The sequence below is a fragment of the Bradyrhizobium sp. U87765 SZCCT0048 genome (assembly GCF_018131225.1).
Classification (GTDB): domain Bacteria; phylum Pseudomonadota; class Alphaproteobacteria; order Rhizobiales; family Xanthobacteraceae; genus Bradyrhizobium_A.
Genome location: NZ_JAFCMM010000001.1, coordinates 2,864,365 through 2,891,299, shown reverse-complemented (window position 1 = coordinate 2,891,299; position 26,935 = coordinate 2,864,365). Strand labels below are relative to the sequence as shown.

Genomic DNA, 26,935 nt, shown 5'->3' with positions numbered 1-26,935 from the left:
AAGCGAGAGTGCCGCATGGATCGCAATGCCCGGACCGAGATCATGAACTGGCTGACGACGGCCGGGCTGACCGGTCTTGCCGAAATCGAGCTGCTGCGCGGCTTCTGCGAGCGCTGCCGCACAGCTGGTTTCGAACTGTCGCGCGGCCTCGTCTTCATCGACACCCTGCATCCGATTTTCGAAGGGCGCGGCTTCCGCTGGACCGACGAGGAAGTCAGCGAGAGCGACATGTTCGAGTATGGCTCCTCCAGTTCCGGCGAAGGTGCGGCGAACTGGCAGCGCTCCCCGTTCTACGCCATGCTGGAGCAGGGCCATGCGGAGATGCGGGTCGATCTCGAGCGTTCGCACGCCTATGATTTTTCGATGGTCGGGGACCTCGCCGCGAAAGGCCACAAGGACTGTGTGCTCTTCATCCACCGGTTCGGCGAGACCGAGATCATCGGCGAGATGGACTGCGTCTATTCCTACTGGTTGATGCGTGATGCCTGCGGTTTCGATGCGGTCGAACGCCTGGAGGCGTTGCGCGAGCTCGTGCCGCTGCTCGGACTTGCCGTGAAGGCCTGTGCCCTGACGCGCGTCGCCCGCACCCTCGGCCATGTCTATCTCGGTCGCGACGCCGCCGAGCGCGTGCTGCATGGCCGTATCTCCCGCGGCGTTGCCGACAGGATCAACGCCGTGCTGTGGTATTCCGACCTGCGCGGTTTCACCGCCATCAGCGAGGCGATGCCGCCGGCCGAACTCATTCCATTCCTCAACGACTATGCCGACGCGGCGATCGGCGCGATCCACGATGCCGGCGGCGATGTGCTCAAGCTGATCGGCGACGGCGTGCTGGCGATCTTCAATCCCGACGACATGGTGCTGGCGCGCCAGGAAGCGCTGCGTGCGGAGAACCAGCTGCGCAAGGCGATCCGCGACATCAACCAGCGCCGCTCCGGCGAGAACAAGCTGATCACCACGGCCTATGTCAGCCTGCATGTCGGCGAGGTGTTCTACGGCAACATCGGCAGCGACGAGCGGCTGGACTTCACGGTCGTGGGGCCCGCGGTCAACGAGGTCAGCCGGATCGGCGCGATGTGCAATTCCGTCGACCGCGAACTCCTGGTGTCGTCGACGTTCCTTGCCGGCCTCGATCCGGCGGGACGCGACCAGTTCGTCTCGACCGGGCGTTTCGCGCTGCGCGGCATCGGTCGCGCTCAGGAATTGTTCACGCTCGATCCTGAGATCAGGACGCTGGCGCCACGCGCCGACCGCTACGAGCGCTACCTCGGCGGTGCTTTCGACGGCGACACCGGCGTCTAGCGCGCGCCATCATTCGACGGTCACCGATATTGCATTGCCGCAGGAAGCTGCGGCGGCGCATCATATTTTAAGCTGCGACGAACGAGCGAGGGCAAATCAAAGAAATTTGGCTTTCCTCGTCCGCCGAGATCATATTGAATAGCTCTAATTATCCGACTGGATAACAAAGAAGAGCGCCGCATGAGCGTTCGCAGGAAACGGTAAAGGCCGCGTGGTCTTTCACCCGCGCGGACGGGGAAGAATGAAAGCAACCGATATTGCCGCGCCCGACTACTTTCACAAAGTGGTCGATTGCCAATGGGCTTGTCCCGCTCACACGCCAGTTCCCGAATACATCCGGTTGATCGCGGCAGGCCGCTATAGCGATGCCTACATGATCAATTGGCGATCCAACGTGTTCCCGGGCATTCTCGGGCGCACCTGCGATCGTCCTTGCGAGCCTGCCTGCCGCCGCGGCCGCGTCGAGGATGAGCCGGTCGCGATCTGCCGTCTGAAGCGCGTGGCCGCCGATTTCAAGGACGATATCACGGCGCGCCTGCCCAAGCCGGCCGCGACAGGCAACGGCAAGCGCATCGCGCTTGTCGGCGCGGGGCCGGCGTCGCTGGCCGCGGCACGCGATCTCGCGCCGCTCGGCTATGATTGCACGGTGTTCGATGGCGATCCGCGTGCCGGTGGCATGATGCGGTCGCAGATTCCGAAATTCCGCCTTCCTGACAGCGTGATCGATGAGGAAACCGGCTTCGTGCTTGGCCTCGGCGTCACGTTCAGGGGAGGCACGCGGGTCGATAGTCTCGCGGGGCTGCTGGCCGAGGGCTATGATGCGGTGGTCGTCGGCTCCGGCGCACCGCGCGGGCGAGACCTCGACATTCCCGGCCGCAAGGAGGCTGCGGCGAATATCCATATCGGCATCGACTGGCTATCCAGCGTGTCGTTCGATCACATTCATTCCATCGGCAGGCGCGTCGTCGTGCTGGGCGGCGGCAATACCGCGATGGACTGCTGCCGCTCCGCACGACGCCTCGGCGGCGAGGACGTCAAGGTCGTGGTGCGTTCGGGCTTCGACGAGATGAAGGCCTCGCCCTGGGAGAAGGAGGATGCGGCGCGGGAGGGAATTCCGATCCATAACTTCCTCGTGCCCAAGGAATTCCGGCACGATGGCGGCCGACTGACCGGCGTGGTGTTCGAGAAGGTCGAGGCGGAATACGACCCCAGGGGACGGCGCAAGCTGGTGCCGGCCGGCGAGCCGGATGTCCTGTTCGAATGCGACGACGTGCTTGTCGCGGTCGGGCAGGAGAACGCGTTCCCGTGGATCGAGCGCGACGTCGGCATCGCGTTCGATGATCACGGCATGCCAGTCGTTGATCCCGTCACCTTCCGCTCCACCCATCCGAAGGTGTTCTTCGCCGGCGACGCCGCGTTCGGTCCCAAGAACATCATCTGGGCGGTCGCCCACGGCCATGAAGTCGCGGTGTCGATCGACAAGATGCTGCACGGCGAGGACCCGGCGCATCGTCCGGCGCCCGCGGTCACCGTGATCAACCAGAAGATGGGCATCCACGAGTGGAGCTACAAGAACGAGATCATGCCGGACGAGCGCTATGCGGTGCCGCATCGCGATAACGCCAGCGCGCTCGCCAACATCAAGGTCGAGGTCGAGCTCGGCTATGACGTCAAGCTGGCACTGTCGGAAGCGGGGCGCTGCCTCAACTGCGATGTCCAGACCGTGTTCAGCGCGCCGCTGTGCATCGAGTGCGATGCCTGCGTCGATGTCTGTCCGATGGACTGCATCACCTTCACCGAGGATGGCGAAGAGAGCGAGCTGCGACATCGCCTGCGGGCGCCCGCGCTCAACCAGACGCAGGACATCTATCTCGCCGACGGGCTGAAGACCGGCCGCATCATGGCGAAGGACGAAGACGTCTGCCTGCATTGCGGGCTGTGCGCCGAGCGCTGTCCCACGGGCGCGTGGGACATGAACAAGTATCTCATTGACGTCACTCACGCAGGTCCAGCATGCCGTTAACTGCCGTCAACGATTTCGTCATCCGTTTCGCCAACGTCAACGGCTCCGGATCGGCCAGCGCCAACGAGATGTTCGCCCGCGCCATCATGCGCATGGGCATTCCGATCTCGCCGCGCAACGTGTTTCCGTCCAACATCCAGGGCTTGCCGACCTGGTTCGAAATCCGCGTTACCGAGGCCGGGCATCTCGGCGCCCGTGGCGGCACCGACGTCATGGTCGCGATGAATCCGCAGACCTTCAACGCGGATGTCATCTCGATCGAGCCCGACGGCTATCTCGTCTACGATTCGACGCGGCCGTTGCCGCCGGGCCAGCTGCGCTCCGACATCACGGTGATCGGATTGCCGCTGACGCAGATCTGCAATGCTGAGTACAGCGATCCGCGGCAGCGCCAGCTGTTCAAGAACATCATCTGCATTGGTGCGCTGTCGGCGCTGTTCGACATGGATTTCTCCGAGCTGGAGAAGCTTGTCGGCGAACAGTACAAGGGCAAGGACAAGCTGATCGCGCCCAACATCCATGCCCTGCATCTCGGTCGCACCTATGCCAAGGCGCATTTCAACTGCCCTCTCGGGCTGCGGCTGAAGCGCACCGACAGGGTCGGCAACCGCATCCTGATCGAGGGCAACACCGCGGCCGCTCTCGGTGCGGTCTATGGCGGCGCAACGGTGTGCGCGTGGTACCCGATCACACCGTCATCGTCCCTTGCGGAGGGCTTCAGCCACTACTGCTCCAGATTCCGGCGCGATCCCGAAACCGGTCAGGCACGCTATGCCATCGTGCAGGCGGAAGACGAGATCGCCTCGATCGGCATGGTGATCGGTGCGGCCTGGAACGGCGCACGTTCATTCACCGCGACCTCGGGACCCGGCATTTCGCTGATGCAGGAGTTTCTCGGCATGGCGTACTTCGCCGAGATTCCGGTGGTGGTGTTCGACGTCCAGCGCGCCGGTCCGTCGACCGGCATGCCGACACGCACCCAGCAGTGCGACCTGATCAACTGCGCCTATGCTTCTCACGGCGACACCAAGCATGTGCTGCTGCTGCCGGAGGATGCCACCGAAGCGTTCGAGTTCGGCGCCAGTGCCTTCGACTTCGCCGACCGGCTGCAGACGCCGGTGTTCGTCATGCTCGATCTCGACATCGGCATGAACCATCGGCTGTGCCGGCCGCTGGCCTGGGACGACAGCCGCAAGTACGACCGCGGCAAGGTGCTGTCGGCGGAGGAACTCGACAGGGCGAAGGATTTCGGCCGCTACATGGACGTCGATGGCGACGGCATCGGCTATCGCACCTATCCCGGCACCCATCCGACCAAGGGTACTTTCTTCACCCGCGGCACGTCCCACGACGCCCGCGCGCGCTATTCCGAGAACGGGGCGACCTATGTCGAGGGCATGCAGCGTCTGCTGCGCAAGCTCGAGACCGCCAAGAGCATCCTGCCGCGACCGCTGCGCATCAATGCCGAGAAGGGTACGCGCTTCGGCGTGATCTATTACGGCTCGACGGCACCGGCGATGAGCGAGGCCGCCGAGATCCTCGCCCGCCGTGGCCATACGCTCGACCTGATGCGCGTGCGTGCCTTTCCGTTCCACCAGGATGTCGCGAGCTTCATCGCTGATCATGATTTCGTGTTCGTGGTCGAGCAGAACCGCGATGCGCAGCTGCGCTCGCTGATCGTCAACGAGTTCGGCATCGATCCGGTGCGCCTCGTGCCGATCCTGCACTATGACGGCACCTCGATCACCGCCCGCTTCATCGCCGGCGCCATCGGCGACCGGCTCGATACCCTGAACGTCACGCCGCTGCGAAAGGCGCTGTCATGACCTATCTGGCGAAGCCCAAGTTCCATCACCCGTCGCTGCCGAGGAATGACATCGGCTTCACCCGGCGCGACTATGAGGCCTCGACCTCGACGCTATGCGCCGGCTGCGGCCACGATTCGATTTCGGCGGCGATCATCGAGGCCTGCTTCGAGCTGTCGATCGAGCCGCATCGCGTGGCCAAGATCTCCGGCATCGGCTGCTCGTCCAAGACGCCGGATTATTTCCTTGGCGCTTCGCACGGCTTCAACTCCGCGCACGGTCGCATGCCGTCGGTGCTGACCGGCGCCAATCTCGCCAACCGCGACCTGATCTATCTCGGCGTGTCCGGCGACGGCGATTCCGCGTCGATCGGTTTCGGCCAGTTTGCCCACGCCATGCGCCGTGGGGTGAACATGGTCTATATTGTCGAGAACAACGGCGTGTACGGCCTGACCAAGGGGCAGTTCTCGGCGACTGCCGACCGCGGCTCGAAATCCAAGAAGGGGGCGGTCAACAGCGACAGCTCGATCGATCTCGCCGCGATGGCGCTGCAGCTCGGCGCGACGTTCGTGGCTCGCAGCTTCTCCGGCGACAAGAGCCAGCTGGTGCCGCTGATCAAGGCGGCGATCCGGCACAAGGGCGCGGCGTTCATCGACGTCATCTCGCCGTGTATCGCCTTCAACAACCATCCGGGCTCAACCAAGAGCCTCGACTACGTTCGCGAGCACAACGAGGCGGTCAATGCGCTCGACATCATGATCGGGCGCGATCCGATCACCGTGGACTATGCGCCTGGCCGTGTCGCGGTGGTGACCCAGCATGACGGCACGGTGCTGTCGCTGCGCAAGCTGAACGACGACTACGATCCGCATGATCGGCTGGCGGCGATGAATTTCCTGCAGCGCCATGCGGCAGACGGGATGATCGTCACGGGGCTGTTGTACTCCGATGCGGATGCCGACGACCTGCACGCCAACCTCGACACGGTGGCGACCCCGCTGAATCAGCTCGACGAGCAGGCGTTGTGTCCAGGCTCCGTCGCGCTGGAGCAGATCAACGCAAGCATGCGTTGAGTCATGAAAAAGGCCGGCGTGGGCGCCGGCCTTTGTAACCATGAGGTTGCATGACAACGTGATGAACGGCGACGCGTCGAGCGGCGCCGTTCCGCACGACCGCTCAGCGGCCGCTGGTGCGAGTCCACATTTCGGTGCCGCAGAGCGCGCCCACGCAGCCACGGACCTCGAGGCGACCCGCGTCGACCTGGGTCACGGTGCTGGCATAGCTCTGGCCGTCATCTGCGTTGTAGATTCGGCCGCTCCAGCTGTTGGGCCCGGACTGCTGCATGTCGAGAAACAGCTGAACGCCGATGATCGGCCGATTGCGCAGCGAGGGATCGGGATTCTTGTTGTCCGCCTGCGGCTTGCCGGTGGTATTGTCGATCGGGTCGCGCAGCCACACCACCTTGCCGCAGATGCCGCCGCCGCAGCGGCTCACCTGCACCTTGGCGTCGCCAGCCTGGGTCAGCCAGAAACCGTTCGGACCGCTGTCGGGCGCGGCATGAGCCGGGGCAAACGCTGCGAACAGCAGCGTGACGAGAGCAAGCAGGGAAAGTGCGGGGCGGAGGGCGAGGCGGACGTCGATTCTCATCAGGGGAGCCGTTCGATGGGGGTAAGGGGCCGACAGGGGCACGTGGTTCGCTCAGGGGCCGGGGCGGGGTCCTGGACTAACTCCAGATTTCAGGGCGGAGACATAAGGACGAGGACCAGACGATCGGGCCGCGACCGAACCTCGATCAAATAGCTTGCGGGAGCATGACGTGGAAGGCCCTGGTGGGGACAATTGAGGTCGTGACAATGCAAAGTTGTGCCCGGCTTCATGGGGCATGACGGCAATCCCGAGGATCAGGCTGCAGACACCCCAAGAAACATATCGCGCGTGGTCTTTTCAAGGCGATAAAACCGGCATGAGACGCGCCGTTAATCGATTGCAGCGTTGTGGCCACAGTGGCTTTTGCCGGCGACATATTCGAAAATCGTGATTGCGAACAACGGGTTTTGAGGAGACAGGCGCATGGAGGAAATGGCCTTCTATCAGCAGGTGCCGGTCTTCCACCATTTTCGCAGTCTCATGGATCCCGCGCTGTATGTCGCGCTGCCCGATGACTGGGTCATCGGTTCGGCCGATATCGTCGATTCGACCAGGGCGATCGCTGCCGCGCGCTACAAGGCGGTCAACATGGCGGGGGCCGCTGTCATTGCCGCGGTGACCAACGCCTTGCCGGACCTCGAATTTCCGTTCGTGTTCGGCGGCGATGGCGCCTGCTTTGCGGTCGCGCCGGAGCACGCCGGGCGGGCTGGCGCAGCGCTGGCCGCGACCGCCTCCTGGGTCAAGGCCGACCTCGATCTCGTCATGCGGACGGCGATGGTGCCGGTCAGCGAAATCCGGGCGAACGGCCGGGACGTGCGGGTGGCGCGCTACGCAGCCTCGCCGGATGTGTCCTATGCGATGTTTTCCGGTGGCGGGCTCGGCTGGGTCGATACGGCGATGAAGCGCGGCGAGTACGCTTTGCCGCCCGCGTCGGCAGGCGTCCTGCCGGATCTGACCGGCCTGTCGTGCCGATTCGCCGAGATTCCGGCGGCGCGCGGCCTGATTCTCTCGGTACTGGTGGTGCCGGGGCGGGAGGCCGAGCCAGCGGCCTTCCGCAGAGTCATCGAGGATGTTGTCGCATTGGTCGATGGCAGTCCCGATGCCGGCCGTCCGGTGCCTCCCGGAGGGCCGCCGCTGAACTGGCCGCCCGAAGGCCTCGACTACGAAGCCCGTGCGGCGCACGGCGGGCCGCTGGCGCTGCGGCGATTGTCGCTGTTGGGCTATACGTTGTTCGCCTTTCTGATCCTGCGCTTCGGCATCAAGGTCGGCGGCTTTGCGCCCAAGACCTATGTCGAGCAGGTGGTCGCCAATTCGGACTTTCGCAAATACGACGATGCGCTGCGCATGGTCCTGGACTGCACGCCGGAGCTCGAACAGGAGTTGGCGCGCCGTCTGGCAGCTGCCGCGGCCACAGGCGTCATTCGCTATGGATTGCATCGCCAGGATGCCGCGATGATGACCTGCTTTACGCAATCGCCGACCCGCGGCAACCACGTGCATTTCATCGACGGTGCGCGCGGCGGCTATGCATCCGCGGCGAGCGCGCTGAAGGCGGCGGGCTAGGCTCGCATATCTTCGAGCGAAGTGGGCACCGGCTCGCGTGCAAAAAAAAAGCGCGTTAAGGCAAAATCCGGAGCCTGTTCGCGCTTCCATCAAGAGCGAGTGCTCTCCGCATCGGCAGGCGGCTCGTTGCCCCAGGAGGTCAATTTGACCGAGGCGGCGCAGGACAGGCCGAGCAGGGCCATCGAGCAGGCCGCGAGAACGAAGAAGGCCGTCACCGTTGCATCGGTCGATACGAGCCACAGGCTTCCGGCCGTGATGAACGCAAGACGGGCCGTCTGCGCCAGCACCGGGCCGAGAATGCGCGCGGCGCCCTGGGACGAGAAATACAGCGAGATGTTGAGGCCGATGAAGGCATAGAGCGGCGCGGCGATCTCCAGATAGTGATAGCTCGCTGCCCGCACGCCAGGGTCCTCGGTGAACAGGCTCACCCACAGCCACGGAAACGCGGCAATGGTCATGCCAGCGACGGCCACGGCGATGAACGAGATCGTTCCGCCTGTCCAGGCCACCCGTCGCGCCCGCGCGATCCGCCCGGCGCCGATTGCCATGCCGACCATCGGCACCGAAGCGACGCCGACCGCGAATGCGATCGAGGTCAGCATGAATTCCAGCCGCGCTCCGATGCCATAGCCGGCCAGCACCTCGGTGCCGAAGCGGGCCAGCATGTGCGTGAAGATGGTGATCGCAAGCACCGATTGCAGCGGCGAGAAGCATGCGACCGCGCCGACCTTCAGGATGTCGAAGAACATTTCGGCGCGAAATCGCAGTGGCGCGCTGCGCAGGTCGAGCCTGCCGCGGCCGCTCAGGAGATACCAGAAGCTGATCGAGAGGCCGGTGGCGAAGGCGATGAGCGTGCCGCAGGCGACCCCGCGCATACCGAGCTGCGGAATCGGTCCGTATCCAAGGCCCAGCGCACCGCCCAGCGTGATCTGGATCGTGGCCGACAGCAGGATCAGCGCCGACGGCAGGCGCATGTTACCCGTGCCGCGAAGGATCGACGTCAGGGTGTTCATCAGCCAGGGAATGACAGCGCCGCCGAAAAAGATTTCGATGTAGCCGACGGCCTCGGTCAACACGCGCCCGTGGCCGCCAAGCAACTGGAGCAGGTATGGCCCGAATGCCAGCATCCCTGCGGTGAAGATCAGCCCAAGGCACACCCCGATCAGGATGGCGTGGAGCGCGAGCAGCGTCGCGCGTTCCGTGTCGCCGGCGCCGAGCGCGCGCGCGATTGCCGAGGCGACGCCGCCGCCCATCGCGCCGCCCGACATGGTCATGGTCAGGATGACGAAGGGAAACACCAGCGCCATCGCGGCAAGCGGTTCGATGCCGAGACGGCCGACATAGGACGTCTCGGCAATGGCGACGCAGACGCCGACGGTGAGTGCGACGACATTCGGCGCGGCCAGCCGCAGCAACGTCGGCAGGATCGGGCCGTCGAGCAGCGGATCGGATATGCGGTGTGCCGCGAGCACAGGCGTCTCGATCGCCTGGAGCTCGGCGACTCCCAGATCCGTCATGGCGTTTCCCCGAAGCGTCGCTCGTATTCCGCTTCGCGGACGTCGCGCGCTCCGGCCGAACGCGTGACGGGAAGGGCTCGAGCAGAGCCGTTGATTTCCCTGCATTTGAACAGGTTGGCGGCCGCGTGTGCAAGGCATGCAGCACTGCCCTTCGCGTCCACGGGCATGCGGCAGAAGATATGAGCTATGCGATGATACGCGTGGCCATGCGTGTCGCGCGCGCCATGCGGATCACCACGGCAGACCGCGGAGATCGATCACGCCCTTGCGCGGCTTCTGCACGAGATCGAACACCATCGGCACCAGCACATCGAAGCGGCCATGGCCGGCCGGCTGCTCGGCGAGGATCTCACCTTCGAAGAGGTGCCAGCCGCGCGCCTGATAGAAGGGGACTGTCGCGGCTTCGCAAAACAGCAGGGCAAAGCCCAATGATCCTTCGTGTCTGAATGTCTGGATCGCCGCATTGAGCGCGATGGTCGCAAGGCCCCGACGGCGGTGATCGGCACGGGTGGCGACGCCGCCAATGCCGCCGACATGGGCCGCGCGTCCGTTGAACGTAGCATGACGCCGGTAGAGACCGACGTGGCAGACCAATCCGGCGTCGTCCGCCTCCACCAGCACGCGAAAATCAGCGTGTGCGAACGTGACCTCTCCCCAGGGACGTGTTGCCTTGATCTCGGACGGCCAGACTGCGTTCAGGAGTGGTTCGGCCGCCGGCCACGCGGCGTTGCCGTTCAAAATCTCGATGTCGATGCTCATGGAGCCACTCTTGCGCAGACCGCAGCTTTTCGCTGCGAATGGTGTGGAGATTCCCGACGACAATGAACCTCTGGTGCGCAAAGGTCGAGAGGCGATCGTGCGCGGTGTTGTTGCAGGCGTGTTGTCGAAGGGCAGCCCGATCACCATGCGAGACGAGGCGGTTTCACCAATCGCCGCCGGACATGGCGGCGGCTTCGATATGACGCCAGAGTGCCTCGGCAACCGGCCCGTGGGGGCGGTCGCGCCGGCGCACCGCAGCTGCGGTCTCCTCCCGGCCAGGCAGATGGGGGTTGATGATCGAGATCAGCCGTCCGTCCCGGAGTTCATCCCTGATGAGCCAGGCCGGCAGATGGCCCCAGGCCAGTCCGTGCGAAATCAGTTCTTTCTTCATCTGATGGTCCGGCGCCGAACACAGATGCGCACCGTCGACGAGGAAATAGCCCTCTGACGACGGGCGCCGCGCGGTGTCGCGGATCACGGCCTGGGTAAAGGGACGCATCTCTTCCGGCGTGATGTCAGGCCCATGCTCGAACGTCAGAAATCCGGGAGCCACCACCGGCACAAAGGCCACCTGGCAAAGATCGATTCGCTCGAGGCGAGGATTGGATGGATCTGCGTGGTGGAAGATGATGTCCGCTTCGCTTTCCATCAACCGCTCGAGCGGACCACCAACCGCTTCGTACTCCAGGTGCAGCCGTGTCCGGCGCTGTTCGGCAAAGAAGCGGCTGAGGAGGCCGAGGAGACGCGGGCGCGGGCACAGATCGCCGATGACGACGCGCAGCACCGTCTCCTCGCCGCTGGCCAACTGGTCCGCATAGGTCCGCAGATGGTCGAACTCCCGCAGCGCCAGTTGTGCACGGGTGAGGAACATGCGGCCTGCGTCCGTCAGACTGACACGATAGGCGCTGCGGTCGAGCAGGGTCAGGTCCAGGAGTTGTTCGAGGCGTGCGACCGCAGCGAAGACGGAAGGGTGCGATCGGTTCAGGGCCGCGGCTGCCGCCTGGAAGCTGCCCTGGGTCGCCACGGCGGCGAAGCACCGGAGATCGTGCAGTTTGAGGCTCTGCATTGTCGAAAAATCCTACAAAGATATCTCGAACATAGTAATTTTATTCGACCGTGACGAGGTCTAGTTGTGCTGCCCATGCGGCACGGAGGACGGGCTTCTGCTGCGCGGCTGCAACAGCCTCAACTCCCTCCCCGCAAGAGATCCTCATGGCCCATTTCGTGTCGCGTCGCGATGCGCTGACGCTCGGCGCAGCCGCCTTGGTTCTGGTGCCTGGGGCCGCAGCCCGGGCCGATAGTCGGCCATCGGCCGCAACCGCGCCGCCGAGGCGTGCAACTTCCACCCCCATCAAAAGTGAGAATCTGATGACCGATCTGAGCCATTTCACGACCGGCGATGGTTGCCGGATCGCCTACAGGCTGGACGGCGCGGAGGGCCGGCCCGTTCTGGCGCTGGCGAACTCCATCGCCACGTCGCTGCACATGTGGGACGGGCAGGTTGCGCGGCTGTCGGAGACGTTCCGCGTGCTGCGCTATGACTATCGCGGTCATGGTGGATCGGCCGTTCCGGTGGGGGCCTATTCGGTCGACCGATTGGGGCGCGACGTCGTCGAACTGCTCGATTATCTTCAGATCGCGCGTGTCCATTTCTGCGGCCTGTCACTGGGGGGCTGGGTCGGGCAATGGCTGGGAATCCATGCGCCAGATCGGATCGAGCGCCTCGTCCTCTCCAATACGGCGTCTCATCTTGGACCCGCGTCGTATTTCGACGAGCAGATTCGCACGGTTCTCGCGGCCACCGACATGTCGGACGCTGCTGACATGTTCATGCGCAACTGGTTTCCAGCCGCGATGCTGGCCGGACCGAACGAGATCGTCGACAGGTTTCGCGCCATGGTCCTGGCCACTTCACCACATGGCCTTGCGGGGTGCTATGCGGCCGTGCGCGACAGCGATCTGCGCCGCACCATTGCGCTCATTTCGGCGCCGACGCTGGTGATCGGCGGGAAAGACGACAAGGTGACCCTGGCAAGCCACAGTGAAGCGATCGCCGCCACCATCCCCGGCGCCACGCTGACGCTGCTTCCTGGCGTGCACATGCTGAATGTCGAACGGCCGGCAGAATTCATGAACGCGGTGACGCGGTTTCTCGGTGTGGCCTGAGGTCGGGCACAAGGGGCGAGGGAGGCGACCAAGGCGACATCCGACGGTTCGCCTTCGGAGGTGTGATATCGTGCGGCTGCGAGGGGCGTAAATTCTCCAATCCGGCGTCGAGAGAGGATGGGCCGCGGGCATGGGCCGTCCTGCCAGCACTAATCCCGTCGATTTGCCGCGCCGGGGGCTGAGCTAGGCGGGGCCGGTGGCGACCCGTCGTCGCGCCCCATATTCACTTTCGGCGGAAACTTCTATATCGGTTCCGTGTTGAAAGACTGTCTCCCCTGATCAGCGGACATTCCCATGACCTTCAAACTCCCCGAACTGCCTTACGCTTACGATGCGCTCCAGCCCTATATGTCCAAGGAAACGCTGGAATATCATCACGACAAGCATCACCAGGCCTACGTTACCAACGGCAACAACCTGCTGAAGGGCACCGAATTCGAGAACAAGTCGCTCGAAGAGATCGTGAAGGGATCGTTCGGCAAGAACGCGCCGCTCTTCAACAACGCCGGCCAGCACTACAACCACCTGCACTTCTGGCATTGGCTGAAGCCGAATGGCGGCGGCGATAAGCTGCCGGGCAAGCTGCAGAAGCAGATCGATTCCGATCTCGGCGGCTATGCCAAGTTCAAGGACGACTTCATTGCGGCGGGCGTCGGTCAGTTCGGCTCCGGCTGGGCCTGGCTCTCGGTCAAGAACGGCAAGCTCGAGATCTCCAAGACCGCCAACGGCGAGAGCCCGCTGGTGCACGGTGCGACCCCGATCCTGGGCGTCGACGTGTGGGAGCACTCCTACTACATCGACTATCGCAACCGTCGTCCGGACTATCTGAAGGCGTTCGTCGAAAACCTCATCAACTGGGAATACGTCGAGGAGCAGTTCAGCAAGGCGAGCTGAACCTCCTGGATGCTTCAGACGCGAAAGGCGGCCCGGTGGGCCGCCTTTTTGCTTGAGCGCGGCTCGTCTTGCCGGCGAGACTGCGACGGGGCGCGCCGGCGATCCCCGCGCAACGGGCGGAGAGATCATGAGTTATCTTCTGGTGTTCGTCGGCGGCGGGCTCGGCGCCACGCTGCGCCATGCGATCAACATGCTCTGCGCGCGCTGGTTCGGCACCGGCTTCCCCTACGGCACCTTCCTCATCAACATCTCCGGCTCGATCGTCATGGGTCTGATCGCCGGCTACCTCGCGTTTCGCGGTCAGGCCGCGCAGCCCTGGCGCCTGTTCCTGATGACGGGCGTCCTCGGCGGCTACACCACCTTTTCCGCGTTCTCGCTTGACAGCATGCTGCTCTACGAGCGGGGTGAGATCGGCCTTGCCGCGTTCTATGTAGCCGGATCGGTGGTGCTCGCCATCGCCGGTCTGGTGGCCGGTATGGCGCTGGTGCGCCACCTCGGCTGAACGCGGCTGGAGGGCGCTCGCTCCGACGTGCGGGCTCGCGTCAGCCCGGGACTCAGGCGGTGGCTTGGGACGGTGGCGCTTGGGCGGTGGCGGGCGGTGGATTGGGTGGCGGGGCAGCCCTGCGCCGCATGGGGTTGCCCGCACCGTGAATGTTATAATATAACATTTATAGTTCCGTTCGTTTACCTTCGAGTTGCCCGTGGCTTTGTCTCAGACGCAGCTTCATTCCCATGACCATGGTCGCCCCCCGGGGGCGGGGCACGATCATGCCCATCACCACGCCGAGCACGCCCATCCGCCCCAGGAGGCGCCCTGGTCGCTGTTGCGGATCGGGGTGCTGGTGCGGCTCGGCATCGCCGTCATCGCCAGCGCGGTGCTATGGACGGCCGTATGGCTGGCAATGAGATGACCATGGCGCCCCAGCTCGAATTCCGCGATCTCACCCTCGGCTATGATCGCCATCCCGCCGTCCATCACCTCAGCGGGGCCGTGGCGCCGGGCGCCCTGGTCGCGGTGGTCGGTCCCAATGGCGCCGGCAAGTCGACGCTGTTCCGCGGCATCGTCGGGCTGCTGAAGCCGCTGTCTGGCACGATCGCCCGCGGCGGGCTGCGGCCGCGCGAGATCGCCTATCTGCCCCAGATCGCGGAAATCGACCGCAGCTTTCCGATTTCGGTGTTCGACCTCGTCGGCATGGGCCTGTGGCGGGCCCGCGGGCCGTTCGGCGGCTTCGGCCGGAGCGATCGCGCCCGCATCGGTGCCGCCATCACCGCGGTCGGGCTCAACGGTTTCGAAAGCCGCCCCATCGGCACGCTGTCCGGTGGGCAGACCCAGCGCATGCTGTTCGCCCGCGTGCTGCTTCAGGACGCGCGCCTGATCGTGCTCGACGAGCCATTCAACGCGGTCGATGCGCGCACCGCCATCGACCTGCTCGAACTGGTGCGGCAATGGCACCGCGAACAGCGCACGGTGCTCGCGGCGCTGCACGACCTCGATCTGGTGAAGGCCAGCTTCCCCGAGACGCTGCTGCTGGCGCGCTCCGGCGTCGCCTGGGGGCCGACCGAGCAGGTGCTCACCGACGAGAACATGCGCCAGGCGCGGCGGATGTGCGAGGCGTTCGACGAGCGCGCCGGCGCCTGCATGGAGACGCCGCCGCGGGCGGCTTGATGTCGATGATTGATCTGTTGATCGCCCCGTTCACGGAATTCGAATTCATGCGCCGTGCCCTCGCCGGCGTCGTCGCACTGTCGCTCGGCGGCGCGCCGATCGGCGTGTTCCTGATGCTACGGCGGATGAGCCTCGTCGGTGACGCCATGGCGCATGCCATTCTGCCGGGCGCCGCCGTCGGTTTCCTGCTGTCGGGCCTCAACCTGTTCGCCATGACCTTCGGCGGCCTGATCGCGGGCTTCACCGTCGCCATCCTTGCCGGCGTGGTGGCGCGTGTCACGGAGTTGAAGGAAGATGCCTCGCTCGCCGCGTTCTACCTCGTGTCGCTCGCGCTCGGCGTCACCATCGTCTCGATCCGCGGCACCAATATCGATCTGCTGCACGTGCTGTTCGGCAACGTGCTGGCGATGGACGACCAGACGCTGATGGTGATCGCGTTCAACGCCACGCTGACGCTGCTGGTGCTGGCGGTGATCTGGCGGCCGCTGGTGATCGAGTGTGTCGATCCGTTGTTCCTGCGCACCGTCAGCCGCGCCGGCGCACCGGCGCATCTCGCCTTCATGGCGCTTGTCGTCGTCAATCTCGTCAACGGCTTCCAGGCGCTCGGGACGCTGCTCGCGGTCGGCCTGATGGTGCTGCCGGCGGGCATCGCGCGGTTCTGGTCGCGCGACATCACCGCAATGATGGCGATCGCGGTCGGGGCTGCGATGCTGTCGGGGTATGCCGGCCTCGTGCTCTCGTTCCACAGCAAGGTGCCGTCCGGCCCCGCCATCATCCTGGTCGCCGCCGTGCTCTATCTGGTGTCGCTGCTGCTTGGCCGCGCCGGCGGCGTGGTGCGGCAGCTGTTCCCCGCTCCCCATCTTGAGGCCTGATCATGCGCCGCCGCTCCGTTATTTTCGCTCTCGCGTTCGCCGCGCTTGCCGTGACGCACGCCGATGCGGAGGAGGCACCGCGCCTCAATGTCGTCGCGACTTTCTCGATTCTGGCGGACTTCGCCCGCAACGTCGGTGGCGATCGCGTCAATGTCACCGCACTGGTCGGTCCCGACAGCGATACCCACGTCTATACGCCGACGCCCGAGGACGCCAAGCGCGTCTCCGAGGCCAAGCTCGTCATCGTCAATGGCCTCGGCCTCGAGGGCTGGCTGCCGCGGCTGGTGAAATCATCGGGCGACCGCGCCATCATCGTCACCGCCACCAAGGGCATCGTCACGCGCAAGCCGCCGGCCGGAGACGACCATGGCCACGCCTTCGATCCCCATGCCTGGCAATCGGTGTCGAATGCGAAGATCTACGTCGCCAATATCCGCGATGCCCTGATCGCGGCCGATCCGCCATCGGCGGAGATCTATCGCGGCAATGCGCAGGCCTATCTCGCCGAACTCGACAAGCTCGACCGCGACGTACGCGCCGCAGTGGACAGCATTCCGGCTGATCGCCGCCGGGTGATTTCGACCCATGATGCCTTCGGCTATTTCGCTGCGGCCTACGGCATCACCTTCATCGCGCCGCAAGGCGTCTCGACCGAATCCGAAGTCAGCGCCCGCGACCTCGCGGCCATTGTCCGGCAGATCAAGGCCGACGCCATTCCCGCCGTCTTCCTGGAGAACATCACCGATCCGCGGCTGATGCGCCAGATCGCCACCGAGACCGGGGCGCGGATCGGCGGCACGCTGTACTCGGATTCCCTGACCGGTGAAAAGGGCGAAGCCCCCACTTACATTGCCATGGTCAGGCACAATATAAAGGCCCTGACCAGCGCGCTGTCGGGCCAGGGGTCGCCCCGCAATCGGTGAAGAAATTCTTTTCCGAACAATGAGATAGCGGTCGCGGGTTGGGGCGGCCCCGGGCCTGTCCCGCAGCACCATTCCATCCGGAGTCCGCATGTCCACCGCCTCGCCTTCCGCTTCCGACAAAATCCCCGTCACGGTGCTCACCGGCTACCTCGGCGCCGGCAAGACCACGTTGCTCAATCGCATCCTGTCGGAGAACCATGGCAAGAAGTACGCCGTGATCGTCAACGAGTTCGGCGAGATCGGCATCGACAACGACCTCGTCATCGGCGCCGACGAGGAAGTGTTCGAGATGAACAACGGGTGCGTCTGCTGCACCGTGCGCGGCGACCTCGTGCGCATCCTGGAAGGCCTGATGAGGCGCAAGGGCAAGTTCGACGCCATCATCCTGGAGACGACCGGGCTCGCCGACCCTGCGCCGGTGGCTCAGACCTTCTTCGTCGACGAGGACGTGCAGACCAAGGCGCGGCTCGACGCGGTGGTCACCGTCGCCGATGCCAGGTGGCTGAGCGACCGTCTCAAGGACGCGCCGGAAGCCAAGAACCAGATCGCCTTCGCCGACGTCATCGTGCTCAACAAGACCGACCTCGTGTCGAAGCCCGAGCTTGCCGAGGTCGAGGCGCGCATCCGCGGCATCAACCCCTACGCCAAGCTGCATCGCACCGAGCGCTGCCAGGTGCCGCTCGCCGCGGTGCTGGAGCGCAACGCGTTCGACCTGGATCGCATCCTCGAAATCGAACCGGATTTCCTCGAGGCTGACGACGGCCACGATCATCATCACCATGATCACGACCACGACCATGGTCACGATCACCATCACGACCATGGCCATCATCACGGCCATGGCCTGAAGCACTATCACGACGAGGACATGCAGTCGCTGTCGCTGCGCTCCGCCCGGCCTCTCGATGCCAACAAGTTCATGCCCTGGCTGCAGGGCCTCGTCGCTCGCGACGGCGCCCGCATCCTGCGCTCCAAGGGTATCCTCGCGTTCAAGGACGACGACGACCGTTACGTCTTCCAGGGCGTGCACATGATGCTGGAAGGCGATCACCAGCGCGCCTGGAAGGACGGCGAGCCGCGCGAGAGCCGCGTCGTGTTCATTGGCCGCGACCTACCGGAGCAGGAGATCCGCGACGGCTTCGAGAAGTGCATCGCAGCGTGATGACCGGTCTCAATCCTCCGGAGACGCAGGAGTCCATCGTCTCCATCACCGATCGCGTGCGCAAGGTCACGCTGGCCCAGCCGGCGACCTCCGTGCATTTCCTCGGCGACACCGCGGTGTTCGTCGGCGCCGAAGAGACGGTGTCGCTGGTCGATGCGGCCGGTGAGGCGGCGGCGGTCGGCCTTCATGGCGGCGGCATTCTGTGCGCGGTCTCTGACGGCAAGCGGCTGGTCACTGGTGGCGACGACGGCAAGGTCATGGCGGTTGACAAGGCCGGCGCGACCGAGTTGATCGCGACAGAGGCGAAGCGCCGCTGGATCGACAATGTCGCGCTGCATCCGGAAGGCGCGGTGGCCTGGTCGGCCGGCAAGACCGCGTTTGTCCGTGCCCCACGACAGGACGACAAGTTGTTCGATGTTCCGACGACGGTCGGGGGCCTCGCCTTCGCGCCAAAGGGGCTGCGTCTCGCCATCGCCCACTACAATGGCGTGACGCTGTGGTTTCCCAATATGACGGCCAAGCCGGACGTCCTGGAGTGGAAGGGCTCGCATCTCGGCGTCACCTTCAGCGCCGACAACCGTTTCCTGGTCACGACGATGCACGAGCCGGCGCTGCACGGCTGGCGGCTCGCCGACAACAAGCATATGCGCATGACCGGCTATCCCAGTCGGGTGCGTTCGATGGCCTGGACTACGGGCGGCAAATTTCTTGCCACCTCCGGCGCCGACACCGTGATCCTGTGGCCGTTCGCCAGCAAGGACGGACCGATGGGCAAGGAGCCGGCGATGCTCGCACCGCTCAAGTCCAAGGTCGCCGTCGTCGCCTGCCATCCCCGCCAGGACGTGCTCGCGGCCGGCTATGGCGATGGCACCATCCTGATGGTGCGTCTCGCCGACGGCGCCGAAATCCTGATCCGCCGTAACGATGGTGCCGCGGTGTCGGCCCTGGCCTGGGACGGCAAGGGTGGCCGCCTTGCCTTCGCCACCGAGAACGGCGACGCCGGATTGCTCGATCTCTGAGCCGGAGGCCTGCCGGGCCGACATAAGCCTGTATTGGTCCCGGTAGTCATGTCGCATGGAACCGCTATAACGTGAGCCCATGCGATTCCTGGCGACCTTCCAGACCGGTGATTTTCTCGACACCCTCGTCAGCCTGACGGTGGCGTTCGTGCTCGGCACCCTGATCGGCGCCGAGCGCCAGTACCGTCTGCGCACCGCGGGGCTACGCACCAATGTGCTGGTCGCGGTCGCCGCCGCCGCTTTCGTCGACCTGGCGATGCAGCTCGACGGCGCCGAAGGCGCGGTGCGCGTGATCGCGTATGTGGTGTCCGGCATCGGTTTTCTCGGTGCCGGTGTGATCATGAAGGAAGGTACCAACGTTCGGGGCCTCAACACGGCGGCGACACTGTGGAGCTGTGCCGCGGTCGGCAGCTGCGCCGGTGCTGATCTTGCGGCCCAGGCCGTGGCGCTGACGGCCTTCGTGCTCGCCGGTAACACCTTGCTGCGGCCGCTGGTCAACTTCATCAACCGCATCCCGCTCGACGAGCGATCGTCCGAAGTCGATTATGACTTCAAGGTGACGGTCGATACCCCGGCGCTGGGCGATCTGCGCGATGTCGTGGTCGAGAAGCTCGAAGTGGCAAATTATCCCGTCGGGGATGTCGTTGTGCTGGATCGCTCCAGCGGTGCGTCGGAGATCGTCGCGCGGCTGATCGGGACCACGGTGGATCCGAAGGAACTCGACGCCGTCGCCGATGCACTGGAGCGCCAGGCGGGTGTGCGCCACGCCACCTGGGAAGCCAGCACCCGCGACTGAACGGAACCATCCCGCAATCACGGGGTTGTCGCCGGGGTAAAGTCCCGGAGACGGCGATGAACGTGCGCGGCCTGCATCAACACGAACCTCAGGAATTGCGGTTGCAGATGGCGCTGGCCGTCATGCTGTTCGTCGCAGGGGCGGCCATGTCCGGTGCTGCGCTGTTCAGGATCGCCGCGGACAATCAGCACCTGGCGCAGGCGTCGGCGCCCCAGACTTCGCCAGCAGGCGTATCCGCCGATGGCCAGATGCCCCGCTCGGCTGTTCCCGCCGAACGCAGCCCCGAGACGCGGCCGACGACGCCCGCGCCGGAACCGGCGCGTCCTGATGGTGGCGCGCAGAGAAGCGGAGCGCCCGCCGCGCTGCTGCCGGCGCCCGCAGAAAAGACCGCGCCGCCGATCCCCGCGAAATAACCTCCCACGGGTGCGGCACCCCCCCCCGGCATGCCATGCATGGCCCTCACATGTGCCCCGCATGGTGACCAACTTTTGACGATCGCTGCCGGCTTTCGCGGCTCGCGAAGCCCGCTGCCCTGCGTCATAGTCCGTGGTGCTCGCGTGATCGCCGCGAGGCAGCCAACGGAGTGGCCATGAAGATCGAGGACGTGAGGCGAACTGCCTATTCGATGCCGCTGACCAACCCCTCCTTTCCCCCGGGACCGTATCGTTTCTTCAATCGCGAGTATTTCATCATCACCTACCGCACCGATCCGGAGGCGCTCGCGGCGGTGGTGCCGGAGCCGCTGGAGGTGACCGATCCGGTGGTGAAGTACGAGTTCATCCGCATGCCGGATTCCACCGGCTTCGGCGACTATACCGAGACCGGCCAGGCCATTCCGGTCCGTTTCGAAGGCCAGGAAGGCGTTTACATCCATTCGATGTATCTCGACGACGACGCACCGATCGCCGGCGGGCGGGAGTTGTGGGGCTTTCCGAAGAAGCTCGCGGCGCCCAAGATCGTGACCGAGAGCGATGTGCTGGTCGGCACGCTGCACTATGGCTCGGTGCTCTGTGCCAGCGGCACCATGGGCTACAAGCATCGACCGGCGGATCCCGCCGCGGTGATGCACGCGCTGCAGGTACCGAATTTCATCCTCAAGATCATCCCGCATGTCGATGGCTCGCCGCGCATCTGCGAGCTCGTGCGCTATCACCTGCAGGATATCGTGCTGAAGGAGGCCTGGACCGGGCCGGCGGCGCTCGGGCTGTTTCCGCACGCGCTTGCCGACGTGGCGCGGCTGCCGGTGCGCGAGGTGGTGTCCGCGCTGCACTTCAAGGTCGACCTGACGCTCGGCCTCGGTGACGTCGCGTTCGACTATCTCGCAAAGCGCTGACCTCTCCGGCGCGGTCCGTCCCTCAAAGGAAACGGGCCTCGCAGATCGGGGCGGCGGCATTGCTGCCGGTCCCGGACCGCGAGGCCCGCGTCATCGCGATGGACGGTGCGCGCTCAGCGCACCAGGATATTACGGAACTGCCAGGGATCGCTGGTGTCGATGTCTTCGGCGAACAGGCCGGGACGATCGTTGAGCGGCGTCCAGTCGGTGTAGTAGCCCTTCACCGGGCCGAGGTACGGCGTCTGGATCTCGAGGCAGCGGTGGAAATCCATCTCGTCGGCCTCGACGATGCCGGCTTCCGGATTCTCCAGGGCCCACACCATGCCGGCGAGAACGGCCGACGACACCTGCATGCCGGTGGCGTTCTGGTAGGGCGCGATCTTGCGGGTCTCTTCGATCGAGAGCTGCGAGCCGTACCAGTAGGCATTCTTGCCATGGCCATACAGCAGCACGCCGAGCTCGTCGATGCCATCCTCGATCTCGTTTTCGTCGAGGATGTGCCACGACGGCTGCATCTTGCCGGCAGCGCCGAACATCTCGTGTAGCGACAGCACGGCATCGTTCGCCGGATGATAGGCGTAGTGGCAGGTCGGCCGGTACACCACCTTGTCGCCGTCGCGCACGGTGTAATAGTCCGAGATCGAGATCGCCTCGTTGTGGGTGACGAGGAAGCCGTATTGCGCTCCCGGCGTCGGGCACCAACTGCGCACGCGCGTGTTGGCGCCCGGCTGCAGCAGATAGATCGCCGCCTGGCAGCCGAAATCGTGGGTGCGGCCGTTGTCGGGCATCCACTTCTCATGGGTGCCCCAGCCGAGCTCCGCAGGCTGCAGGCCCTCGGAAACGAAGCCCTCGACCGACCAGGTGTTGACGAACACGTTGCGCGGTTTCGGCTTCTTCGAACGCTGGGTGTCGCGCTCGGCGATGTGGATGCCCTTGACGCCGAGCTTCTGGGCGAGCTCCGCCCAGCCCTCGCGGCTCTTCGGTTCGTTGAACGACTGGCCGGTGTCCTTGGCGAGGTTGAGCAGCGCCTGCTTGACGAACCACGACACCATGCCGGGGTTGGCGCCGCAGGTCGAAACCGCGGTCGTGCCACCCGGATTCTTGCGCTTGGCGGCGAGCAGCGTCTCGCGCAGCGCGTAGTTCGAACGCGCGGCGGGTCCGGCGCTCTTGTCGAAGTAGAAGCCGAGCCACGGCTCGACCACGGTGTCGATGTACAGCGCGCCGATCTCGCGGCACATGGTCATGATATCAACCGAGCCGGTGTCGACCGAGAGGTTGACGCAGAAGCCCTGGCCGCCGCCGGCGGTGAGCAGCGGGATCAGCAGTTCGCGATAGTTGTCCTTGGTGACTGCGGCTTCGATGAAGCGTACGCCGTGCTCGTCGGCGATGTGATGATCGGTGTGCGGGTCGATGATGACGAAGCGCGACTTGTCATAGTCGAAATGCTTCTCGATCAGCGGCAGGGTGCCCTTGCCGATCGAGCCGAAGCCGATCATGACGATGGGGCCCGTGATACGCGCGTGCACGGATGAGGTCGACATCCAAAATCTCCAGCTGGCAGCAGTGATGGCTTGAAACGCGGGTCGCCGTGGCGGCGGATTCAAAGGCGTTCAAACGCAAATGACGGATGAAATCAAGGCTTCTGAGAGCCTGAAAGCCGAATCCGGCTGTTGCCGCGCCCGGGGACGCGGCCGTTTCAGCGGCTGTCACGCCGCCGTCACACCACGTGGTCCGGCTCGAGCGCGCAGCGGGTGGTGGTCGCCAGCTCGATCTGCAGCGTGGCATGGCCGATACCGAACCGCTCGTTGAGCTGGCCGCAGGCCTCGATCAGGAAGGCGTCGCCGGGGTGGCCGGCGGGCGTCACGAGATGTGCCGTGAGCGCTGTTTCGGTCGTGCTCATCGGCCAGATGTGCAGGTCGTGGAGCGAGGTTACGCCCGGCAGACCGGCGAGATAGTCGCGCACTGCTGCTGGATCGATACGCGCGGGAACCGCGGCGAGCGACATGGCCGTGCTCTCCCGGAGCAGGCCCCAGGTTCCCCACACGATCACGACCACGATCGCGAGGCTGGTCAGAGGATCGATCCACAGCCAGCCGGTGCCCATGATGATGAAGCCGGCGATCACCACGCCGGCCGACACCGCTGCATCCGCCGCCATGTGCAGGTAGGCCCCGCGAATGTTGAGGTCGCCCTTGCGGCCGGACGCGAACAGCAGCGCGGTGCCGCCGTTGATGGCGATACCGATCGCCGCGACGATAATCACGGTCATGCTCGCCACGGGTTCCGGATTCAGCAGGCGCTGCACGGCTTCCAGGATGATGGCACCGCACGCGATCAGCAGCAGCACGGCGTTGGTCAGCGCGGCGAGGATCGAGGAGTTGCGCAGGCCGTAGGTCATGCGCGGCGTTGGCGGCCGCTTCGACAGCACCGCGGCGATCCACGCGACGATCAGGCCGAGCACGTCCGAGAGGTTGTGCCCGGCGTCCGCCAGCAGCGCGGTCGAGTTCGCGAGGTAGCCATAGCCAGCTTCCACCACGATGAAGATCGTGTTGAGCGCGATGCCGATCGCGAAGGCGCGGCCGAAATCGGCAGGCGCATGCGAGTGACCATGCCCGTGATCGTGACCCGAATGGTCGTGACTTCCGTGGCTGTGTCCCGCGTGATCGTGTTCGGCGTGGCTGTGGCTCATGATGCGACCGTAGCACCGATCGCAGGAGCGAGCGACAGCGTAAGTTGCATCGAATAGTATTCGCTACTTTATAACGTAGCGCGCGCCGACGCCGGCCGCCTGCATGCAGCCGGCTGCGTGGCGATCGTGCGATCGCGCGCAGCATGCGTTCGGCGAATGTCACGTGCATCATGACGGTGGCGCGACGCTGATCACCGTCAGCGAGCGCCAGCCGCCGGTCGGCGTCTGGAAAGCGATCGTCTGTCCCGGCGACAGGCCGATCAATGCGGCGCCGATCGGTGTCAGGATTGAGATGCGTCCTGCATCCACGTCGGCCTCGTCCGGATAAACCAGCGTCACGCTGCGCGTCTGCGCGGTGACGTCGTCGCGGAACGTGACGCCCGACTGCATCGTCACGACATCGCTGGCCGGATGATCGGGCGGAAGCACTGCGGCGCGGTCGATCTCGCGTGCCAGGAACTCGGCGGTCGCCGGATAGGTCCCGGCTGCCGCGTCGGCGAGCTGGCGCAGCCGATCGAGATCGCGGGCGTGAATGGAAATGGCGGGCAGTCGGGTCTGCGATTGTTCGATCATGGTTGTCACCGTCAGGCGGCAGGCGCGCCCGCGTTTGCTTCGGATTGAAATGAAGGAGGAGCGACGCGCTGTGAGCTGCACAGCCGGATCGCTGCGATCCGGGTGGCGGGCATGGCGAAAGCCATGCCGGCGGGCTCACGACTGGAAAAGGCGTCTGAACATCATGTCCCGGGACGGCGCGCGAACGCGTCCGCCCGGGTCATCTTCCTGCGATGAGATGACCGGCGCGAAGCATCAGGCGATGGATGCGCGTCTGCAACATGATGCGTCCAAGTTAGGAGCAGAGGGGGGAATGTCAACGCACAGGCCGCCGCCCGGGCGGCCTGTGCGTCGCTCGGCCGCAGCGATCAGGCGGCGCGCCGGGACTTTGGCATCGTGCTGCTGCGGGCGCGGCCGGCGCTCGCGCCGCACGCGACGATCAGCCCGGCCGCGCCGTCGAGCGCGCCAGGGCAGAGTTCCCGGGCGAGCAGGCGGTCGCGCTCGAACGGGCCCGGCAGCGACAGCGCCGCGGTCTTGTCCGGCGAGAAGCCGAAGCGGGCATAGTACGGCGCGTCGCCGAGCAGGATCACCGCGCCATGGCCACGGACGGTGGCGGCGAGCAGCGCGTGGCGCATCAGCGCGGCGCCGAGGCCGAGATCGCGGCAGGACGGATCGACCGCCAGCGGCCCGAGCATCAGCGCCGGGCAGCCCCCGGCACTGACGTGCCACAACCGCACGGTGCCGACGAGTTGACCACCGCGCACCGCCGAGAAGGCGAGACCTTCCGCGGGCAGGCGTCCGTCGCGAAGGCGCTGGCAGGTGCGCGCGGACCGACCAGGGCCGAAGCACGCATCCAGCAACGCCTCGCGCGCAGCGACGTCGGAGGTCCGTTCCGCACGGATCGCGAACGGAGCGGCCTCGGAAATCGGGGCAGGGCTGGTCAGGGCAGTCGTTTTCAGAGCGGTCATGGCACGTCAGTCCCCACGCACCCGCGCGATGGCGGCCGCGTGTTGTCATCCAGACGGAAGGTGACGGGAGGAGGCCGGCCAGCCGGCCTCCGCGGTTTCGGAGCTTTTGAAAAGCTCAGATGTGGTAGGTCCGCAGCGGCGGAATGCCGTTGAAGGCCACCGACGAGTAGGTCGAGGTGTACGCCCCGGTGCCTTCGATCAGCAGCTTGTCGCCGATCTCGAGCGTGACCGGCAGCGGATACGGCTGCTTCTCGTAGAGCACGTCGGCGGAGTCGCACGTCGGGCCCGCGAGCACGCACGGTGTCATGTCCGCCCCGTCGTGCGGGGTACGGATGGCGTAGCGGATCGACTCGTCCATTGTCTCGGCGAGACCGCCGAACTTGCCGATGTCGAGGTAGACCCAGCGAACCTCGTCCTCGTCGCTCTTCTTCGAGATCAGCACCACCTCGGTCTCGATGATGCCGGCGTTGCCGACCATGCCGCGGCCCGGCTCGATGATCGTTTCCGGGATCTGGTTGCCGAAGTGCTTGCGCAGCGCCCGGAAGATCGAGCGGCCGTACTGCAGCACGGGCGGCACGTCCTTGAGGTACTTGGTCGGGAAACCGCCGCCCATGTTGACCATGGTCAGGGTGATGCCGCGCTCGGCGCAGTCACGGAACACGGTCGAGGCCATCGCCAGGGCCCGGTCCCACGCCTTCACCTTGCGCTGCTGCGAGCCGACATGGAACGAGATGCCGCACGGCTCGAGGCCGAGCCGCTTGGCGAGGTCGAGCACCTCGACCGCCATCTCGGGATCGCAGCCGAACTTGCGCGACAGCGGCCACTCGGCGCCGGCGCAATCATAGAGGATGCGGCAGAACACCCGCGCGCCCGGGGCGGCGCGAGCGACCTTCTCGACCTCGGCGGAGCAGTCGACCGCGAACAGGCGGATGCCGAGCGCGTAGGCGCGCGCGATGTCGCGCTCCTTCTTGATGGTGTTGCCGAACGAGATGCGGTCCGCGGTCGCGCCGGCGGCCAGCGCCATTTCGATCTCCGCGACGGTCGCGGTGTCGAAGCACGAGCCGAGCGAGGCCAGCAGGGAGAGCACTTCCGGCGCAGGATTGGCCTTCACCGCGTAGAACACGCGGCTGTCCGGCAGCGCCTTGGCAAAGGTCTGATAGTTGTCGCGCACGACCTCGAGGTCGACGACGAGGCAAGGCTCGATGTCGAGACCGTCACGACGGCGGTTGCGCAGGAATTCCTGAATGCGCTCGGTCATAGCACCCTCCAAACGGCCCAA

Annotated in this window: 26 protein-coding genes; 17 read left to right on the top strand and 9 right to left on the bottom strand. The window is 65.5% G+C overall.

Translation table 11 applies throughout. From position 1 onward, the window contains the following. Positions 1–15 precede the first annotated feature (15 nt). From JQ639_RS12810 to JQ639_RS12795, 4 genes are all read left to right on the top strand, one after another. On the top strand, positions 16–1,302 hold the full coding sequence (locus tag JQ639_RS12810) for an adenylate/guanylate cyclase domain-containing protein (RefSeq protein ID WP_211966455.1): 1,287 nt from the start codon (positions 16–18) through the stop codon (positions 1,300–1,302). A gap of 241 nt (positions 1,303–1,543) precedes the next feature. Next, on the top strand, positions 1,544–3,325 hold the full coding sequence (locus tag JQ639_RS12805) for an FAD-dependent oxidoreductase (protein WP_211966454.1): 1,782 nt from the start codon (positions 1,544–1,546) through the stop codon (positions 3,323–3,325). Next, complete coding sequence (locus JQ639_RS12800; protein ID WP_211966453.1) at positions 3,316–5,151, top strand: 2-oxoacid:acceptor oxidoreductase subunit alpha; 1,836 nt, start codon at positions 3,316–3,318, stop codon at positions 5,149–5,151. Before JQ639_RS12805 ends, JQ639_RS12800 begins: the two co-directional genes overlap by 10 nt. Next, positions 5,148–6,203, top strand: a complete 1,056-nt coding sequence (locus JQ639_RS12795; RefSeq protein ID WP_211966452.1) for a 2-oxoacid:ferredoxin oxidoreductase subunit beta — start codon at positions 5,148–5,150, stop codon at positions 6,201–6,203. The genes JQ639_RS12800 and JQ639_RS12795 overlap by 4 nt, the downstream gene beginning before the upstream one ends. 103 nt (positions 6,204–6,306) lie before the next feature. Here the strand turns inward: JQ639_RS12795 and JQ639_RS12790 are convergent, their stop codons facing one another. Further along, a complete protein-coding gene (locus JQ639_RS12790; protein ID WP_211966451.1) occupies positions 6,307–6,777 on the bottom strand; it encodes a DUF2147 domain-containing protein in 471 nt (156 codons plus the stop codon). Positions 6,778–7,200: 423 nt separating this feature from the next. Between JQ639_RS12790 and JQ639_RS12785 the strand changes: the two genes are divergently transcribed. After that, positions 7,201–8,340 (top strand): DUF3095 domain-containing protein, encoded by a 1,140-nt coding sequence (locus tag JQ639_RS12785; protein ID WP_211966450.1) that lies wholly within the window; start codon positions 7,201–7,203, stop codon positions 8,338–8,340. An 89-nt stretch (positions 8,341–8,429) separates the two neighbouring features. On the opposite strand, the gene JQ639_RS12780 is transcribed toward JQ639_RS12785, so the two are convergent. The 3 genes from JQ639_RS12780 to JQ639_RS12770 all read right to left on the bottom strand — a co-directional run bounded on the left by JQ639_RS12780 (position 8,430) and on the right by JQ639_RS12770 (position 11,682). Beyond that, on the bottom strand, positions 8,430–9,857 hold the full coding sequence (locus JQ639_RS12780; RefSeq protein ID WP_211966449.1) for an MATE family efflux transporter: 1,428 nt from the start codon (positions 9,855–9,857) through the stop codon (positions 8,430–8,432). 231 nt (positions 9,858–10,088) lie between these two features. Next, positions 10,089–10,616, bottom strand: coding sequence for a GNAT family N-acetyltransferase (locus JQ639_RS12775; protein WP_211966448.1), 528 nt, complete (start codon positions 10,614–10,616; stop codon positions 10,089–10,091). Between the two features lie 163 nt (positions 10,617–10,779). Then, a complete protein-coding gene (locus JQ639_RS12770) occupies positions 10,780–11,682 on the bottom strand; it encodes a LysR family transcriptional regulator (protein ID WP_211966447.1) in 903 nt (300 codons plus the stop codon). A gap of 302 nt (positions 11,683–11,984) precedes the next feature. On the opposite strand from JQ639_RS12770, the gene JQ639_RS12765 reads away from it, so the two are divergent. The 12 genes from JQ639_RS12765 (at position 11,985) to JQ639_RS12710 (ending at position 21,447) form a co-directional block, all read left to right on the top strand. Then, positions 11,985–12,782 carry an alpha/beta fold hydrolase gene (locus JQ639_RS12765; RefSeq protein WP_211966446.1) on the top strand — a complete coding sequence of 266 codons (798 nt, stop codon included), beginning with the start codon at positions 11,985–11,987 and terminating at the stop codon, positions 12,780–12,782. A 294-nt stretch (positions 12,783–13,076) separates the two neighbouring features. Continuing rightward, a complete protein-coding gene (locus JQ639_RS12760; protein ID WP_211966445.1) occupies positions 13,077–13,676 on the top strand; it encodes a superoxide dismutase in 600 nt (199 codons plus the stop codon). 127 nt (positions 13,677–13,803) lie between these two features. Then, a complete protein-coding gene (crcB, locus tag JQ639_RS12755; RefSeq protein ID WP_211966444.1) occupies positions 13,804–14,178 on the top strand; it encodes a fluoride efflux transporter CrcB in 375 nt (124 codons plus the stop codon). Between the two features lie 199 nt (positions 14,179–14,377). Next, the gene (locus JQ639_RS12750; RefSeq protein WP_349644764.1) at positions 14,378–14,587 is read left to right on the top strand and encodes a hypothetical protein; all 210 of its coding nucleotides are present in this window, start codon (positions 14,378–14,380) and stop codon (positions 14,585–14,587) included. A gap of 2 nt (positions 14,588–14,589) precedes the next feature. Next, positions 14,590–15,342 carry a zinc ABC transporter ATP-binding protein AztA gene (gene aztA, locus JQ639_RS12745; protein WP_211966607.1) on the top strand — a complete coding sequence of 251 codons (753 nt, stop codon included), beginning with the start codon at positions 14,590–14,592 and terminating at the stop codon, positions 15,340–15,342. Between the two features lie 5 nt (positions 15,343–15,347). Next, the gene (locus JQ639_RS12740) at positions 15,348–16,214 is read left to right on the top strand and encodes a metal ABC transporter permease (protein ID WP_371745071.1); all 867 of its coding nucleotides are present in this window, start codon (positions 15,348–15,350) and stop codon (positions 16,212–16,214) included. Between the two features lie 2 nt (positions 16,215–16,216). Next, positions 16,217–17,137, top strand: a complete 921-nt coding sequence (locus JQ639_RS12735; RefSeq protein WP_211966442.1) for a metal ABC transporter substrate-binding protein — start codon at positions 16,217–16,219, stop codon at positions 17,135–17,137. 88 nt (positions 17,138–17,225) lie between these two features. Then, the gene (locus tag JQ639_RS12730) at positions 17,226–18,299 is read left to right on the top strand and encodes a CobW family GTP-binding protein (RefSeq protein WP_211966441.1); all 1,074 of its coding nucleotides are present in this window, start codon (positions 17,226–17,228) and stop codon (positions 18,297–18,299) included. Next, positions 18,299–19,318 (top strand): WD40 repeat domain-containing protein, encoded by a 1,020-nt coding sequence (locus JQ639_RS12725; protein WP_211966440.1) that lies wholly within the window; start codon positions 18,299–18,301, stop codon positions 19,316–19,318. The genes JQ639_RS12730 and JQ639_RS12725 overlap by 1 nt, the downstream gene beginning before the upstream one ends. Positions 19,319–19,397: 79 nt before the next feature. Continuing rightward, the gene (locus tag JQ639_RS12720) at positions 19,398–20,114 is read left to right on the top strand and encodes an MgtC/SapB family protein (protein WP_211966439.1); all 717 of its coding nucleotides are present in this window, start codon (positions 19,398–19,400) and stop codon (positions 20,112–20,114) included. A 56-nt stretch (positions 20,115–20,170) separates the two neighbouring features. Further along, positions 20,171–20,527: a hypothetical protein gene (locus JQ639_RS12715; protein ID WP_249123067.1), complete on the top strand. Its 357-nt coding sequence runs from the start codon at positions 20,171–20,173 to the stop codon at positions 20,525–20,527. Positions 20,528–20,703: 176 nt separating this feature from the next. Beyond that, entirely contained in the window at positions 20,704–21,447 is a 744-nt protein-coding gene (locus tag JQ639_RS12710; protein ID WP_211966438.1) for an acetoacetate decarboxylase, read from the top strand. A gap of 113 nt (positions 21,448–21,560) precedes the next feature. On the opposite strand, the gene JQ639_RS12705 is transcribed toward JQ639_RS12710, so the two are convergent. From JQ639_RS12705 to JQ639_RS12685, 5 genes are all read right to left on the bottom strand, one after another. Continuing rightward, complete coding sequence (locus JQ639_RS12705) at positions 21,561–22,988, bottom strand: homospermidine synthase (RefSeq protein WP_211966437.1); 1,428 nt, start codon at positions 22,986–22,988, stop codon at positions 21,561–21,563. Between the two features lie 176 nt (positions 22,989–23,164). Next, complete coding sequence (locus JQ639_RS12700) at positions 23,165–24,136, bottom strand: cation diffusion facilitator family transporter (RefSeq protein ID WP_211966436.1); 972 nt, start codon at positions 24,134–24,136, stop codon at positions 23,165–23,167. Between the two features lie 168 nt (positions 24,137–24,304). Next, complete coding sequence (gene rnk, locus JQ639_RS12695; protein WP_211966435.1) at positions 24,305–24,709, bottom strand: nucleoside diphosphate kinase regulator; 405 nt, start codon at positions 24,707–24,709, stop codon at positions 24,305–24,307. Positions 24,710–25,056: 347 nt separating this feature from the next. Continuing rightward, a complete protein-coding gene (locus JQ639_RS12690) occupies positions 25,057–25,656 on the bottom strand; it encodes a GNAT family N-acetyltransferase (protein ID WP_211966434.1) in 600 nt (199 codons plus the stop codon). Positions 25,657–25,771: 115 nt separating this feature from the next. Beyond that, the gene (locus tag JQ639_RS12685; RefSeq protein ID WP_211966433.1) at positions 25,772–26,914 is read right to left on the bottom strand and encodes a type III PLP-dependent enzyme; all 1,143 of its coding nucleotides are present in this window, start codon (positions 26,912–26,914) and stop codon (positions 25,772–25,774) included. Between the last annotated feature and the right edge of the window lie 21 nt (positions 26,915–26,935).